Genomic DNA, 16730 nt, shown 5'->3' on the forward strand with positions numbered 1-16730 from the left:
CCTGTGCTGATCGGCAGCGCGGTTTATGCCAGACCTGACCGCCACCTTCCACACTCAACAAATTTTTTTTAACGAGCCAGCAATATTTTGCGGGCTCATTCGTCTACCTCATCATGTTAATCACTGCTGAGGTCATACAACTATGAGAAATGTCGATAATCACCCGTTTCACCCTTCTCGCGGCATGGGCAGGCACCGCCTGCCAAAGGCGTTCATTGTCGGGGCCGTGTTAATTGTCGTGCTGTGTCTGCTGGTCATGACACTATGGAATGCCATACTGCCTGCCATCACAGGCGTTAAAACAATTGGTTTTTGGCAGGCCGCCGGACTGCTGCTGCTGTGCCGGATTCTGTTTGGCGGCCTGGGCATCAGACCGGGGATGTTTGGCAAGGCGCGGCGGCGCATGCATGAGCGCTGGATGCAGATGACACCGGAAGAACGGGATGAATTTATGAAGCAACGGCGTGAAGGGTTCGGCCATCGTGCTCACCACCGTCGGGACAGATGCCGGGAAGAGCAGCAACCGTCTGCGGACACTCACTCTGACACCCGGACAGAGTAATGACGATGAAGGCCAGCGCATTGCAAACCGCATCACTGGTAAAAGCGCTTGAACGCTGCAAAACAAAACTCCACGCTTTTATCCGGGGTCGCATCGCCGTTCGCGATGAGGCTGAGGATATTTTGCAGGAAGTGACCTGTCAGCTGATCGGGGTAGAACAACCTGTAGAGAATATCTCGGCGTGGTTGTTTCGGGCGGCGCGTAATGAAATGACCGACCGGGCGCGTAAGAAACGAGAACTGCCGCTTTTTCCTTATGAGCAGGATGATGAGGAGGAGGAGGCGGTAGACGTCGAACTGGCGGAAACCCTGTTTGGCACGCCGCAAACGCCCGAAGACGATTATCTCCGGGGGCTGCTTTGGGAAGCCCTGGAAGCGGCACTGTCTGAACTGCCGCCAGCGCAGTTTGAGGTGTTCGATAAAACAGAGCTGCAGGGCATAAGTTACAAAGCACTGTCTCACGCCACCGGCGTAAGCGTTCAGACTCTGTTGTCGCGCAAGCACAAAGCCGTGCTGTATCTGCGTATGCGCCTGCGTGCCGTTTATGACGATCTGACAGACGACAATTAAAAAAGGCGGCCAGTGGCCGCCAACACGAGCACAGCAGTGGCAAATGATGAAGCCGTCAGCCTTTAACGCCACCGGCGGTCAGGCCATTAACCAGCCAGCGTTGCGCCAGCAAAAACACCAGGGTAATCGGAATGGCAGAGAGCACGGCAGCGGCAGCAAAATCCCCCCACAGATAATTTTGCGGATTGAGGTACTGCTGCATCCCGACGGCCAGCGTATAGCTGTTCACGTCGCGCAGCAGTAAAGACGCTACCGGCACTTCCGTCACGGCGGCAATAAAAGCCAGAATAAACACGACGGCTAAAATGGGCATGGACAGCGGCAGCAGCACCAGACGAAATGCCTGCCACGGCGTGGCACCGTCAAGGGCAGCGGCCTCCTCCAGTGATCGGTCAATCGTTTCGAAATAGCCCTTAATCGTCCAGACATGCAGCGCAATACCTCCCAGATAGGCGAAAATCACACCGCCGTGAGTATTCAGGCCGATAAACGGCACGTATTGTCCAATGCGATCAAACAGGGCATAGAGCGCCACCAGGGACAGTACCGCCGGGAACATCTGAAAAATCAGCATGCCTTTCAACAGACTGGCGCGGCCTTTAAAGCGCATACGGGCAAAGGCATAGGCGCAGGTGGTGGACAACGCCACAATGCCCAGTGCGCTGATCGCGGCAATTTTCACGGAGTTCCAGAGCCACAACAGCACCGGAAAGGGCGGCGGCGTAACGGGACCGTCGGCGTGCTGGACGCTGAACCCCAGCGCCAGTCGCCAGTGCTCCCAGGAGATCTGATCGGGGATCAGGCTGCCGGTGGCAAAGTTACCGGCGCGCAGCGAGATGGCCACGACCATCAGCAGCGGAAAGACGATTGCCGCGATAAACGTCAGCAGCAGCAGATGCGTCAGAAGCAGACGCAACCGTTGCGATTTGGGTTGCACCATAGCCATAACGTCTCCTTAATCAAATTTCATTCGGACAGCTTTCAGATTCAGCACCGCCAGAGCGCCAACCAACAGGAAAATCAGGGTCGCAATCGCGGCCGCCAGACCAAAATCCTGCCCGCCGCCGCCTTCAAACGCGATGCGCCATGTGTAGTTCACCAGCAGGTCGGTGTAACCGGCCGGTGTGGTCGTGCCGAGTCGGTCAGGTGCGCCATTGGTCAGCAACTGAACCAGTACAAAGTTATTAAAGTTAAAGGCAAAACTGGCAATCATCAGCGGCGTTAACGGCTTCAGCAGCAGCGGCACCGTAATTAAAAAGAAATTTTGCAGCGGGCCCGCACCGTCCATCGCAGAGGCTTCATACAAATCCTCTGGGATCGCTTTCAGCAGTCCCATGCACAGGATCATCATGTAGGGGTAACCCAGCCAGGTATTCACAATGATCAGCATCGTGCGGGCCAGCGTCGGATCGCTAAACCATGCCGGTTTGATCCCAAACAGCGTACTGAGCAGCACATTGATTTCGCCGAAGCTCTGATTAAACAGCCCTTTGAAAATCAGGATGGAGATAAACGCAGGCACGGCATACGGCAGAATCAGCAGGACGCGATAAATCGCTTTGCCTTTCAGCGCCTCCCATTGCACCAGACAGGCCAGCACCATGCCGACAGCGACCGTCAACACCACCGTCAGTAAGGAAAAGATCATCGTCCAGCCGAAAATCGCCAGGAAGGGCTTTTGAATCCCCTCATCGGTAAACACCCGCACAAAGTTTTTCCAGCCCGCGCTTACGGTGAAGCCGGGACTTAACTGTTCATTTCCCCATTGCCCCTGCGCAGTGATCGCCTGGTAGAACCCCGTTTCGGGGTTTGCCCGATAGCGAAGGCCGCTTTGCTGATTTTTCAGCGTGTCACGATCCACCACCTGATACAGCGGACGTGTGCCGGAAAACTGACGCAGCGAACTCATCACCAGTTCACGCCCATCCGGCATTTCAGCGCGGATCTTCCCCAGGGCCTGGCGATGCGTCGTAATGACACGGAGCGACGCGCGCGTTCCTTCTGGAATCGGCCCACTGACCATCTTCAGGTTTCCGACCGCCGCAAACGAAAAGGGCGCGGAAACCCAGGACTGATTATCTGCGCTGTTCGTCAGGACCAGCTGCCAGCGATCGTTTACCGCAAACAGCGAAAAATTCAGACCTGCGCCGTCCTGATAGTGTCGGCTGAGTAAAACCTGCTCCGCCCGTTCCTGACTCAGCTGATGGGTGCTGCTGTAGTTGGTGAAAGCAATGCCCACCGTGCAGGCTAGGGGAAACAACACAAACAGTGTCATTCCGGCCAGGCCCGGATAAACATAGCGCCAGGCGTAAGCCCGGCGCTGGCTGTAAATCCCGAGCCCCAGTCCGCTGATCACCAGCGTGAGCAGGGCGAACAGATATTCCCCCTGGGCGTACATCAGCACTAACAGGTAGCCGACCAGCAGGCAGCACATGCCCACCACCAGACCTTTCAACAAAGAACGATGCCGTCCCGCTTGCGGTTTTTCTGACATGACCCGATTTCCTCAACGGCAAGAGGCGGACCCGTTTTACCGGCCCGCTTTATAAGGTTTATTTATTCAGACGTGACTGCGCATCCTTCAGCGCGGCATCGACGGTTTGCCGACCGCTGAGGGCGTTAAGCGTGGCGGTGCGCATGGCGTACCAGAAGGCCGCCATCTGCGGAATATTGGGCATAATCTCGCCGTTTTGCGCATTGTTCATGGTAGCGGCGATACGGGTGTCTTTTTCCAGTTTTTGCTGAAAAGACTTCAGCGCCACCGCGCCCAGGGGTTTGTCTTTGTTGACGGTTTCCAGACCCGCATCCGTCAGCAGGTAGTTTTCCAGAAATTCTTTTGCCAGCTCTTTATTCGGGCTGGCCGCATTGATGCCGGCGCTCAGCACGCCAACGAAAGGTTTAGACGGTTTACCGTTTAACGTTGGCAATGCCGCAACGCCGTAGTGAATACCGCTTTTATCAATATTGCTCCAGGCCCAGGGGCCGTTAATCGTCATGGCCGTCTGGCCTTTATTAAAGGCGGCTTCAGCAATGGAATAGTCGGTATCCGCATTCAGGACCTTTGCCTTGACCTGATCGACCAGAAACTGCAAACCGGCTTTCGCCCCGGCACTGTCGACGCCCGTGTTGTTGACATCGTAATGGCCCGCGTTTCCTTGATAGGCATAAGCGCCACCGGCGGCCAGCAGAGGCCAGGTGAAATAGGGTTCCTGCAAATTAAACATGATGGCGCTTTTGCCTTTTGCGCGCAGTTGCTTATCCAGCGCGGCCATCTCTTCCCATGTTTTCGGCGGCGTTGGCAACAGATCTTTGTTATAAATCAGCGACAGTGATTCCACCGAGACCGGATAGCCGATCAATTTGCCATTGTAGCGAACCGCATCCCAGGTGAAGGGGAAGATCGTTTGCTGAAAGGTCGCGTCCGGCGTGACTTCGGCTAATAAACCCGACTGGGCATAGCCGCCAAAGCGATCGTGCGCCCAGAAAATAATATCCGGGCCATCACCCGTTGCGGCAACCTGGGGGAATTTTTCTTCCATCTTATCCGGATGTTCGACGGTGACGTGAATACCGGTTTCCTGCTCAAACTTTTTCCCCACCTCGGCCAGGCCGTTATAGCCTTTGTCACCGTTGATCCAGATGACCAGTTTGCCTTCTTCAATTTTTGCCATGGCTGAGGCCGAGTACAGCACAGCCGCAAGGGCTGACAGAGTCAAAATCTTTGCGCCGGTTTTCATCTTTAACACTCCATCCTGTTAGCGGAAACACATCTGTTACCTGCGCCACATTGTGGGTGTTCTGTCGGGCTTCTCATCCTCCTGCGGTCTACGCCTGCGCCAGCCGGGCCGTGATCGCCGTAGCAAAATAAGCGCGTTATCACGGTACAGCTCACACAATGGCTCCCACCAGACTGCGTTATCCATCACAAAAAACGGCGCGGCGGCACGCAGTTCGTCAAGGTCGCCATGTTCTCCTCCTCCCGGCTCCTCCCCCAGCAAAAGCGCGTTTGCGGAGGATGTGACGGGGTAAGGCTCTGCGCATAGTAAACGCCAGAATTTTCCGCTGCCGTGCAGGCCGCATTTGTGAGTGAGAGGAAAGCACTATGGCAAGCGTCGTATTACGCAATGTCACCAAAGCCTGGGGCGACACGGTGGTGTCGAAGAACATTAACCTGGAGATGGCTGAAGGGGAGTTCGTGGTCTTTGTCGGGCCGTCGGGGTGCGGCAAATCCACACTGTTACGCATGATCGCCGGGCTGGAAACCATCACCAGTGGAGAATTGTTGATCGGAGATCGGCGAATGAATGATGTCCCACCCGCTGAACGCGGGATCGGGATGGTGTTTCAGTCCTATGCGCTTTATCCCCATCTCTCTGTCGCTGAAAACATGTCTTTCGGCCTGAAGCTTGCGGGCGTGAAGAAAGCGGACATTGAACAGCGCGTGACGCAGGTCGCCGAAGTGCTGCAACTGGCACATCTGCTTGACCGCCGCCCCAAAGCGCTCTCCGGCGGGCAACGTCAACGTGTGGCCATTGGCCGCACTCTGGTGGCAGAGCCGCGCGTCTTTTTGCTGGATGAACCGCTCTCTAATCTGGATGCCGCGCTGCGGGTGCAGATGCGCATCGAGATCGCCCGTCTGCATAAGCGCCTCGGACGCACGATGATTTATGTCACCCACGATCAAATCGAAGCGATGACGCTGGCCGACAAGATCGTCGTGCTGGACGCCGGACGCGTCGCACAGGTTGGCCGACCGCTGGAGCTGTATCACTATCCGGCCAACCGCTTTGTCGCAGGGTTTATCGGCTCGCCCAAAATGAACTTTCTGCCCGTCAAGGTCACGGCGACCGCCATTGAGCAGGTGCAGGTGCGCCTGCCCAATAACCAATTTGTATGGCTGCCGGTCGACAGCACCGGTGTGCAGGTCGGCAGCAACATGTCTCTGGGCATCCGTCCCGAACACCTTCTCTCCAGCGAGATCGCCGACGTTACGCTGGAAGGTGAAGTCCAGGTTGTCGAGCAACTGGGACATGAAACGCAGATCCACATCCAAATCCCCGCCATCCGTCAAAACCTGGTGTACCGCCAGGAGGACGTGGTGTTGGTAAAAGAGGGCACCACGATGGGTATTGGCTTGCCGCCCGAGCGTTGTCACCTGTTCCGCGAGGACGGAAGCGCGTGCCGCAGGCTGCATCAGGAACCCGGTGTTGAGCCCGCCAAATACAAAAAGCAATAACCTCAGGAGATCGAAAATGTTAACTCTGCGCAAGCTTTCCCTCGCCGTGGCCGTGGCGACAGGCACGCTGTCTGCGCCGCTTATGGCGGTGGATTTTTCCGGTTATGCGCGCTCCGGCATCGGCTGGACCGGTAGCGGCGGCGAGCAGCAATGCTTTCAGGCAACCGGTGCACAAAGTAAATACCGCCTCGGCAACGAATGCGAAACCTACGCGGAACTGAAGCTGGGTCAGGAAGTGTGGAAAGAGGGCGATAAGAGCTTCTATTTTGACACCAACGTGGCGTACTCGGTTTCTCAGCAAAATGACTGGGAATCCACCTCACCGGCGTTTCGTGAGGCCAATGTCAAAGGCAAGAACCTGATTGATGCGCTGCCGGGTTCTACGATCTGGGCCGGTAAGCGTTTTTATCAACGCCACGATGTACACATGATCGACTTCTACTACTGGGATATTTCGGGACCGGGGGCGGGCCTGGAAGATGTCGATCTGGGATTTGGAAAGCTTTCTTTTGCGGCAACCCGTTCCTCAGAAGCGGGCGGTTCGTATACCTTCTCCAGCGATCGAATCCGCAATTACGCCACCAGCACAGCTGACGATGTCTTTGACGTGCGGCTGGCCGGACTGGAAACCAACCCCAATGGCGTGCTTGAGCTGGGCGTGGACTATGGTCGTGCCAATGCCCGTGACGGTTATCGCCTGGACGAGGGCGCCTCAAAAGATGGCTGGCTGTTCACCGCAGAACATACCCAGAGCATGCTGAAGGGCTACAACAAGTTTGTGCTCCAGTACGCCACGGACGCGCTGACGTCACAGGGCAAAGGGTTAGCGCAGGGCAGCAATATCAATAACAACGGCCGGCTGTACCGGATCCTGGATCACGGCGCGATCTCGCTGGCAGAGCGCTGGGACATGATGTACGTCGCGATGTACCAGAACACCGACCTCGATAACAACCGGGGCAACGAGTGGTACACCGTGGGCGTGCGGCCAATGTACAAATGGACACCGATCATGAGCACCCTGCTGGAAGTCGGCTATGACAACGTGAAGTCTCAGGAGGTCGGCGAGCGCAATGGCCAGTACAAAATCACGCTTGCCCAGCAATGGCAGGCAGGTGACAGCATCTGGTCGCGCCCGGCGCTGCGTCTGTTTGCGACCTATGCCAAATGGGACGAGAAGTGGGGCTACAGCAAAGATGCGGCGGGCGATCTCACTACGCTGGCCGCACGTGACAGCAGTGGCAACGGCCTGTTCACCAACAGTCGTGGCAACAATGACGAGTGGACCTTTGGCGCCCAGATGGAAATCTGGTGGTAAGGCGATCCCCGGTTAACGTTCTCTAACCGCATTCTTTTTTTCTGGTAGCGGCTGCTATTGCCTGGCGGTGCCGCTGCCGGTTATGCGAGGTTCACAATGAAAATGCATAAAGTCGGATTAGCGCTGAGCCTGAGCGCAATGCTGCTGGCAGGGCACAGCGCTACAGTCCGCGCCGAAATCAATCTGATGCCGCAGGATGTCTCTGCCGCACCACACTTTTCACAAACCAGTCTGCAAAGCCTGACCTGGCAGCCGCTGGATACTTCACGCGCTCAGGTGACAGTGCTTGATGGCAGCCATTCACGATGGAATGTCCCGGGGATGACGGGCCCGGTCGCGGCTTACAGCCTGCCTGCGACGCTGGGAGAGCTGACCATTACCCTGAGCAGCGAGGTGCAGGATAACCAGGTATTTGCCCCCAATGTGCTTGTCCTGGATGAACATCTCCGTCCGGCCGCCTGGTTTCCGAGCCGCTGGTTTACCTATCAGCAACCCGGCGTAATGGCCGCTGACCGGCTTGAAGGCGTAATGAAACTGACGCCCGTGCCGGGGCAGCAGAAAATCTATCTGTTAGTGTTCACCACAGAAAAGGATCTGACACAAACCACTACGCTGTTGGATCCGGCAAAAGCCTATGCCAGGGGAACCGGCCACGCGGTGCCGGATATTCCCGATCCCGTTGCCCGCCATAGCCTCTCAGGCAGGCTAAAAATCAACGTCAGCACCAGTTCCGCCTCCTCAATACTGGTCGGGCCGCTGTTTGGCGCTTCCCGTTCAACGCCCGTGACGGTCGGACAAACACAACCTGCCGTGCAGGCCGCGCAACCCACTGCTGCGCCTGACACAAAATCGCAGCCCCTTGTCACCGATACCGAAAGCTATTTTAACCAGAGCATCAGGCAGGCAGTGGCCCAGGGCAATATTGATAAAGCGCTTAAACTGCTCGACGAAGCAGAGCGGCTCGGTTCACCTTCCGCACGAAAAACATTTATCAGCAGTGTTAAAGGCAAGGAGTAATCACTCCACAGTGCTGATTTGCTCCACCTGGTGCGCTGAGGCGCACCTTTTTTTGTCAGTCAGAGAAGTAAATACGAATGTCGGCCGGAAAATTGAACGACTATTCGAAATGATGACATGTTAAGCCATGCTGAAATACTCTCGATGTGTTGTCTTTTTCTGAGGCGGGCCTGCAACTTTCACAATAACTTTGAAGACCTTGAGGATTATTTATCGTTTCACGCGCGGGTGTGGTTCCAAAGTGATTAGGCGTCTGAAAGTAAATATGCTGCCGTCCGTGTGTCACAGAGCATTTCGGGCAACTTTTATATTCAACGTTGTTTTTGACTTTGGGAAGCCCCCTGTTTAAAGCAAGACCGCAACACTCACAGCAACCGATCATCGCACCCTCTCAATATATTAATAAATCTGATTAATATCTTTGCCAGTGTGCAAGTTTCGGTCCAAAGGTAAATTGAACCCGGCCACAGAAATGACATATGAAGCGTAGCCAACACCCAAATTCATTTAACAGTCCATATCGGCATTGTATTTTGGTTGATATGGACCGCATTATTTTCTTATCCGCGCTTCTGCGTCATGGTCGCCAGCAGCCCGTTAATCCGCGCATCGGCAAACATCGCCTCCAGCGGCAGGCTGAGCTTACGTCGCCAGTTCGGATAGGTCTCCACCGTGCCGGGTACATTGACCGGAGAAGCCATATCCAGCCAGTCTTCGGGCTGCAAGCCCAGCAGGGCGCTGTTGCAGTCAGCCAGATAGCAATGAAGCGCGGTATTCAACACCAGACTCATGCGCGGGCTGTTGGCCTGCACCAGTGCGCCGTTCTTCAGATAACCCTGGCGCTGCAGGCTCTGCAACAGCGCCGCGCGGGCTGTCCTGCGCTGGCGATGGAGCCCGGCCAGCACCGCGTTGTCAGGATAGAGCCCCAACTGGCTGCCGAGCGTCAGATCGTCGTGTTGCCACCAGCCGCGCAGCGTTGGCATATCATGGGTGGTGGCTACCGCCATGGCCTGCGCAGGCCATGCGGCAGGCGGACGAAAGGCGCGTTCAGCGGTTCGTTCAAAGTAGAGCACTTTGTAGGAGTAAACGCCGGCATCACGCAGTTTCGCCACGATGGTGTCCGGTACTGTACCCAGATCTTCTCCGATCACCATGCAGCGGTGACGCTGGCTTTCCAGCGCCAGAATGGCCAGCAAATCGTCGACAGGATAGGTCACATAGGCACCTTCCGCTGCCGTTTCACCCGCCGGAATCCACCACAGACGCAGTAACGCCATCACATGGTCAATACGCAGTGCGCCACAGTCACGCATATTCGCACGCAGCAGGGTTATCCAGGGTTCGTATGCCCGGTCATACAATTCCCCGGGATGCAGCGGCGGTAATCCCCAGTTCTGGCCGAGCGGTCCCAGAACATCCGGCGGCGCGCCCACGCTGGCCGCCAGGCAATACAAGGCGCGCTGGCTCCAGGTTTCAGCCCCATTCGCGGCCACGCCGACGGCGAGATCCCGATAAAGTCCCAACGTCATCTGTAGCCGCTGGCTGTCCTGCCAGCACGCCGCAAACTGTCGGGCGGCAAGCCATTGTAACCACTGATAAAAACGGATCTCATCGCCGTGTTCGATGCGAAAGGCGTGCACGGCGGCGCTGTCCGGCTGTTGATACGCAGCGGGCCAGGTATCCCAGCCGTGACAGGTTGGATCCTGACCCACAACCCAGGCCTGTAAGGCATCGAAAATGCCCTGATGCAGCAGGCTTTCACCACCCTGAAGGACAAACGCATCGAATGCGACAACCTCACTGTCCTCTTTATCACGCTGCAAAAACTGCGCCCACGCAAACCGCAGTGCGGTGAGCTTGAGCGACGCGACAGCGGGATAATCCACCCACTGTGCCGCGCGGGCGCGCTGGAGAACGTCCTGTGTTTCTGCCGTGAGCCACCAGGCCTGTGCGGCGGCGCTCAGCGTAAAATCAGCCACATCGGGCACGCTGATATACAACACATTCAGCCAGCGCCGGGAAGAGGGACTGTAAGGACTGACCTGATCGGGCAGCGCGGGGAACAGCGCATGTAACGGATTCAGGCCGATAAAGGCGCCGCCTCGCTGACCGGTCTCGTTCACCAGTTGCCGCAGATCGGCAAAGTCGCCTATGCCCCAGTTGCCCGCTGAGCGCAACGAATAGAGCTGCACACAGGTTCCCCAGCGCCTGCGCCCCTTAAGCAACGCCTCCGGCGCATAGCAACGTGACGGCGTCACAATTATCTGGCAGATAACCCGTTGCGTGCCTTGCGTCAGGCGCAATTGATGGTAGCCGTCAGGCAGTTCCGGTAAGCACAACGGTTTATCCGGCTCACATTGCCCCGACCAGTGCTGCCCGTATTCGCTCGTTAACTGCCAGCGCGTGGGACCGGTCAGCACAGGCGTTAACACTATCGGTTTGCCCTGCGCGATAACCCATGCGGGGGGCAATGGTGTGGATGGGGCCGACTCGCGCGCCATCGCCGTCAGCAAACGCTGACGCGTCAGGGCAGAAACCGTCTGCACCGTTCCATGCGCATCCACATATTCCGTTGCAATGCGGCCCGTCTCCTGAGGTGGGTGAAAAGGCGTCATTGTAATTATCCTTTACGCTGCCAGATGCGCTGCTGGTAATGGCGAATCGCACGGTCCGCGCTGAACATTCCGCAGCGGGCGGTATTCAGGATGGCTGCGCGCGTCCACGCCTGCTTATCGGCCCATAAGGCTTCGGCACGTTGCTGAGCATTCAGATAGTGACGGAAGTCAGCCAGCACCCGCCAGGGATCGCCGTTCTCAGGACCGAGACTGTTTAACAGCAGGTCAAACGTGTGCGTATCGCCCGCGCTAAAGGTGCCGTTTTCCAGCGCCTGTAAGGCCTGGTCGAGTTGGACGTCGTTGGTGCGCCACTGAACAGGATCGTAATGCCCGGCCTTCAGCGCCTGCACCTGCTCCACGGTGTGGCCAAAGATAAAGATATTGTCTTCACCGACCTGTTCGGCAATTTCGACGTTGGCACCATCGAGCGTACCTATCGTAAGCGCGCCGTTCAGGGCCAGCTTCATATTGCCGGTGCCGGACGCTTCTTTGCCCGCCGTTGATATCTGCTCTGACAGGTCCGCGGCAGGGATCAGCCGTTCAGCAACAGAAACGTTATAGTCCGGAATAAACACCACTTTCAGGCGATCGGCCACGCGCGGATCGTGATTTATGACCTCAGCAACCTGATTAATGGCGTAAATGATGTTTTTGGCCAGCGCATAACCGGGTGCCGCTTTGGCCCCGAAGATCACCACGCGCGGACACAGGTTCGCCTGCGGATCGCGACACAGCATCTGCCAGAGGGCGATGATATGCAGCAGCGTCAGATGCTGCCGTTTGTATTCATGCAGTCGCTTGATTTGCACATCGAACATCGCCGCGGGATTAACGACAATGTCGGTCCGCTCAGCAATCCACGCGGCCAAATCCTGCTTGTTTTGCTGCTTGATCTGCTGATAGTCGGCACAAAAACCGGCGTCATCCACCCAGTTTTCCAGAGAGGCGAGCGCGTCCAGATCGTTGATCCACGGCCGCTTCAGCGTGTGGCTTATCAGGCGGGCAAGGCGGGGATTACACTGGTTGATCCAGCGGCGTGGTGTAATGCCGTTAGTGACGTTATGAAACTTATCAGGCCATAGTGCCACGTATTCCGGGAACAGCTCCTCTTTGACGAGTCGGGAGTGCAGCGCGGCGACGCCGTTTACGGCAAAGCAACTCACTACACACAGGTTAGCCATGCGGAGTTGCTTATGATGTACGATAGCCAGTCGGGCCCAGACCGCGTCATCGCCCGGCCAGCGTGCATCCACTTCTGCCTTTAGCTGGGCATTGAGGCGGTGGATGATCAGCATATGGCGCGGCAGCAGGGCGCGGACGATGCCGGTATCCCAGCACTCCAGCGCTTCAGGCAACAAAGTATGGTTGGTATAGGCAAATGTGCGCTGGGTGAGGGCCCAGGCGCTGTCCCAGCTGAATTGGTGCTCATCGATCAGCAGTCGCATCAGTTCGGGGATCGCCAGCGTGGGATGCGTGTCGTTTAGCTGAATCACTTCGAAATCGGTTAGGCTGTCGAGCGAACGGCCCGCCTGCAGGTGGCGGCGAAGGATATCAGCCAGCGAACAGGCGCACTGAAAATACTGCTGCATCAGGCGGAGTTTTTTGCCGGCCTGATGATGGTCGTTAGGGTAAAGGACTTTCGTCAGCTTCGCCGCATCCATGCCCTGTTTTTCAGCCCGCATAAACGCCCCGTTGTTGAAGGTTTGCAGGTCAAATGGCTGCGCATGCGTGGCCTGCCACAGCCGCAACGGCTGCGTCACGCCGTTTTCAAAGCCCACCACCGGCAGATCCCAGGCTTCGCCCTTGAGGTAAAACGCGGGCTGCCAGCGGATTGTGCCGTTTTCGTTGCTGACTCTGCCGCCTAAGCCCACCTGGACATCCCGCCGGGCATTGTACGTAAACCAGGGATAACGCTCGCGCTGCCAGTCGTCGGGTTGTTCATCCTGCGCGCCGTCGACAAAACGCTGACGAAACAGACCGTACTGGTAATTGAGGCCATAGCCGGTAGCGGGCTGACCGACAGTGGCCATCGCGTCCAGAAAGCAGGCTGCCAGACGCCCTAAACCGCCATTACCCAGCGCCGGATCGCGCTCGTTTTCCAGTACGTCACTGAGTGACACATCCCATTGCGATAAGGCGGCAGTGACGGCGTTATACCAGCCCAGGTTGAGGAGGTTATTGCCGGTCAGTCGTCCGGTCAGAAACTCCATCGACAGATAATTGACATGGCGTTGATCGCCGGAAGCGGGCCGGGCAGGGAGCGCGCGCAGCATTTCAGCCAGCGCACCACTCAGTGCGTGCCACCACTGATGCGGCGTCATCTCGTGTGCCTCTTGCAGGCCAAACTGTTGCCACTGGCGCGCCAGCGCAGCGTTAAAAAGCGATTGATCAAAGGGATGCTGTGTCATAGCCGAAAATCCTGTTTTAAGGAGAAAAGGGAATAACCCACAGTGTGCTTTTGCGTTTCGGCGCGCGCCTCCTCCCGGCAGAATTTCGCGCAGGCGGAGCCGCAGGGTGGAGAGCCTGAGGGAAGTCCGAAAGTTTTACTTAAGTGTGATTAGATTCGCTTTTGTGAAGATTCACTTAAGCGTCTGCTTGCTTTATCAGGAGGGATAGCTGAACGTGTGAAGAATAATTACGAAGCGTAAAAAAATGATGCGCCGAAGCAAATGGAGAAGCGTGCGTCTATGTTAATTCCCTCAAAACTCAGCCGTCCTGTCCGGCATGAAACCACGGTGAAACGCGAGCGACTGATACGAAAATTATCCGCCGCCGGTAACTATCGCCTGGTGCTGGTGACCAGCCCCGCTGGCTACGGTAAAACCACCTTGATCTCCCACTGGGCAGCCGATAAAGCCGAGCTGGGCTGGTATTCCCTGGATGAAAGCGACAACCAGACGGAGCGCTTTGCGGATTATCTGGTGGCGGCCCTGCAGCAGGCCACGCAGGGATGCTGCCGCCGTAGTGAAGTGCTGGCGCAGAAGCGGCAGTACGTCAACCTTAACGCACTCTTTACCCAACTCTTTAACGATTTGCAGGAATGGCATAAGCCGCTGTGGCTGATCATTGATGATTACCATCACATCACCAATCCGGCGATTCATGATGCCATGCGCTTCTTTCTACGCCATCAACCTGAAAACGTCACTCTGGTCGTGCTCTCGCGTAATCTGCCGCAGTTAGGCATTGCCAATCTGCGCGTGCGCGAACAGCTGCTGGAACTCAGCAGCCAGCAACTGGCCTTTACCCATCAGGAAGCGCAGGCGTTTTTTGCTGCCCGGTTGCCCGCACCGCTGGCGTCCGACGAAACCGGGCGCCTGTGCGATGACGTCGCAGGCTGGGCAACGGCTCTGCAGCTGATCGCCCTGTCGGCCCGGCAGGGCGCAGGCGCGGCGCAGCATTCGGCCCGACGTCTGTCGGGTATTAATGCCAGTCACTTAAACGACTATCTGGTCGAGGAAGTGCTGGATAACGTGACGTTGCCCACCCGCCATTTCCTGTTAAAAAGCGCGCTGCTACGTTCGCTCAATGCGGCGCTGATCGCCGAAGTCACCGGTGAGGAGAACGGCCAACACTGGCTGGAGGAGATTGAGCGCCAGGGGCTGTTTCTGCAACGCATGGATGATTCCGGCCAGTGGTTCAGCTATCACCCGTTATTTGGCAGCTTCCTGCAACAGCGCTGCCAGTGGGAGCTGGCTGCAGAGCTTCCCGCCCTGCATCGTGCGGCGGCAACCAACTGGATGGCGCAGGGCTTTCCGGGTGAAGCCATTCATCATGCGCGCGCCTCAGGCGATGCTGAGATGCTGCGGGACGTGCTCATTGAGCACGCCTGGTCTCTGTTTAACCAGAGCGAGCTGCCGTTACTGGAATCGTCGTTGAAAGCACTGCCCTGGAGTATGCTGCTGGCGCATCCCAACCTGGTGTTATTGCAGGCCTGGCTGATGCAGAGCCAGCACCGCTTCACAGAGGTGAACAGCCTGTTGGCCCGGTTTGAGCAGGAGAGCCGTTGCGAAATCGATGCGGTCCTGCGCGGCGAGTTTAACGCGCTGCTGGCGCAGGTGGCGATCAATGACGGTAATGCGGATGAGGCCGAGCGTCTGGCGATGCTGGCGCTGGACGCACTGCCTGAAAGCCGCCACTACAGCCGGATTGTCGCGACCTCGGTGCACGGTGAAATTCTGCATTGTAAAGGCGAACTCAGTAACTCGCTGGCGCTGATGCGCCAGACGGAGCATATGGCTCGCCGGGAAGATGCCTGGCACTATGTGCTGTGGAGCCTGATTCAGCAAAGCGAGATTCTGTTTGCCCAGGGCTTTCTGCAAACCGCGTATGAAACCCAGGAGCGGGCCTTCGCGCTGGTAAAGGCACAGCATTTGTCTCACTTCCCGTTGCATGAGTTTCTGCTGCGCATCCGCGCCCAACTGTTATGGGCCTGGGGACGGCTGGATGAGGCGGAGCAGGCCGCGCGCGACGGCATGAAAGTCTTACAGGGTTTTCAGCCGCAGCAGCAGATCCAGTGCCTGGGTTTACTGGTGCAGAGCGCCATCGCCCGTGGCAACCTTGATAACGCGCGCACCTTATTAAATCGCCTGGAGAACCTGCTGAACAACGGCCGCTGGCATCATGACTGGCTGGCCAATGCAGATAAAGTGCGGGTGCTGTACTGGCAGATGACCGGCGACTTGCAAAGCGCGCGTGACTGGCTGCGTCAGACGCCAAAACCGGCCAGTGCCAGTAACCATTTTTTACAGGGCCAGTGGCGTAACGTGGCGCGGGCGCAGATTCTGCTGGGGCAGTACACTCAGGCCGAGGTGATTCTGGACGAGCTGAATGACAACGCCCGGGCGTTGCAGCTAATGAGCGATCTCAACCGCAATTTGCTGTTGCTGAATCAGATCTACTGGGAAACGGATCAGCGCGCAAGGGCGCAGCAGGCTTTACTCAGTGCGCTCAATCTGGCACGCAGCACCGGCTTTATCAGCCATTTCGTTGTGCAGGGTGAAACCATGGCGCAGCAGCTCCGTCAGCTGTTACAGCTGAATACACTTGATGAGCTGGATCACCATCGGGCGCGGCGCATCCTGAACGAGATCAATAAATACCACCGCCACAAGTTTGCGCATTTTGATGAAGGCTTTGTCAGCCGGTTGCTGAACCATCCGGACGTACCGGAGCTGATCCGCACCAGCCCACTGACGCAACGTGAATGGCAGGTGCTGGGATTAATCTATTCCGGCTACAGCAACGAGCAGATCGCGGCTGAGCTGGATGTGGCCGCCACCACCATCAAAACCCATATCCGCAACCTGTATCAAAAACTGGGCATCACCCATCGGGCGGAAGCGATGACGCAGGCGCAGTCGATGCTGAAAATGATGGGGTACGTGTAGGGAAAGCAACAGGCAGCCGGGTG

11 protein-coding genes are annotated in these 16730 nt (G+C 57.0%); 6 read left to right on the plus strand and 5 right to left on the minus strand.

The window, feature by feature from the left end; all coding sequences use genetic code 11:
* Nucleotides 1–142: 142 nt before the first annotated feature.
* Nucleotides 143–562, plus strand: a complete 420-nt coding sequence (locus RAC65_RS01875) for a hypothetical protein (protein WP_375096297.1) — start codon at nt 143–145, stop codon at nt 560–562.
* Nucleotides 563–567: 5 nt separating this feature from the next.
* Nucleotides 568–1131: an RNA polymerase sigma factor gene (locus tag RAC65_RS01880; RefSeq protein WP_058702019.1), complete on the plus strand. Its 564-nt coding sequence runs from the start codon at nt 568–570 to the stop codon at nt 1129–1131.
* Between the two features lie 55 nt (nt 1132–1186).
* On the opposite strand, the gene malG is transcribed toward RAC65_RS01880, so the two are convergent.
* Genes malG through malE form a run of 3 tightly spaced genes read right to left on the minus strand, consistent with a single transcriptional unit; the run spans nt 1187 to nt 4868 of the window.
* Nucleotides 1187–2077 carry a maltose ABC transporter permease MalG gene (gene malG / locus RAC65_RS01885; protein WP_058701903.1) on the minus strand — a complete coding sequence of 297 codons (891 nt, stop codon included), beginning with the start codon at nt 2075–2077 and terminating at the stop codon, nt 1187–1189.
* A gap of 9 nt (nt 2078–2086) precedes the next feature.
* A complete protein-coding gene (gene malF / locus RAC65_RS01890; RefSeq protein ID WP_058701902.1) occupies nt 2087–3625 on the minus strand; it encodes a maltose ABC transporter permease MalF in 1539 nt (512 codons plus the stop codon).
* A 58-nt stretch (nt 3626–3683) separates the two neighbouring features.
* Nucleotides 3684–4868, minus strand: coding sequence for a maltose/maltodextrin ABC transporter substrate-binding protein MalE (gene malE / locus RAC65_RS01895; protein ID WP_058701901.1), 1185 nt, complete (start codon nt 4866–4868; stop codon nt 3684–3686).
* Between the two features lie 365 nt (nt 4869–5233).
* Between malE and malK the strand changes: the two genes are divergently transcribed.
* The 3 genes from malK (at nt 5234) to malM (ending at nt 8702) form a co-directional block, all read left to right on the plus strand.
* On the plus strand, nt 5234–6367 hold the full coding sequence (gene malK / locus RAC65_RS01900; protein WP_039340343.1) for a maltose/maltodextrin ABC transporter ATP-binding protein MalK: 1134 nt from the start codon (nt 5234–5236) through the stop codon (nt 6365–6367).
* Nucleotides 6368–6383: 16 nt separating this feature from the next.
* A complete protein-coding gene (locus RAC65_RS01905) occupies nt 6384–7685 on the plus strand; it encodes a maltoporin (RefSeq protein ID WP_039340341.1) in 1302 nt (433 codons plus the stop codon).
* Nucleotides 7686–7781: 96 nt separating this feature from the next.
* Nucleotides 7782–8702 carry a maltose operon protein MalM gene (gene malM / locus RAC65_RS01910; RefSeq protein WP_058701900.1) on the plus strand — a complete coding sequence of 307 codons (921 nt, stop codon included), beginning with the start codon at nt 7782–7784 and terminating at the stop codon, nt 8700–8702.
* Nucleotides 8703–9262: 560 nt separating this feature from the next.
* On the opposite strand, the gene malQ is transcribed toward malM, so the two are convergent.
* Complete coding sequence (gene malQ, locus RAC65_RS01915) at nt 9263–11317, minus strand: 4-alpha-glucanotransferase (protein WP_058701899.1); 2055 nt, start codon at nt 11315–11317, stop codon at nt 9263–9265.
* Between the two features lie 5 nt (nt 11318–11322).
* Nucleotides 11323–13725, minus strand: coding sequence for a maltodextrin phosphorylase (gene malP, locus RAC65_RS01920; protein ID WP_375096298.1), 2403 nt, complete (start codon nt 13723–13725; stop codon nt 11323–11325).
* A gap of 279 nt (nt 13726–14004) precedes the next feature.
* Between malP and malT the strand changes: the two genes are divergently transcribed.
* Nucleotides 14005–16707 (plus strand): HTH-type transcriptional regulator MalT, encoded by a 2703-nt coding sequence (gene malT, locus RAC65_RS01925; protein ID WP_375096299.1) that lies wholly within the window; start codon nt 14005–14007, stop codon nt 16705–16707.
* Nucleotides 16708–16730: the final 23 nt, after the last annotated feature.

Source organism: Pantoea sp. BS_8 (genome assembly GCF_041954965.1).
Lineage (GTDB): Bacteria > Pseudomonadota > Gammaproteobacteria > Enterobacterales > Enterobacteriaceae > Pantoea > Pantoea stewartii.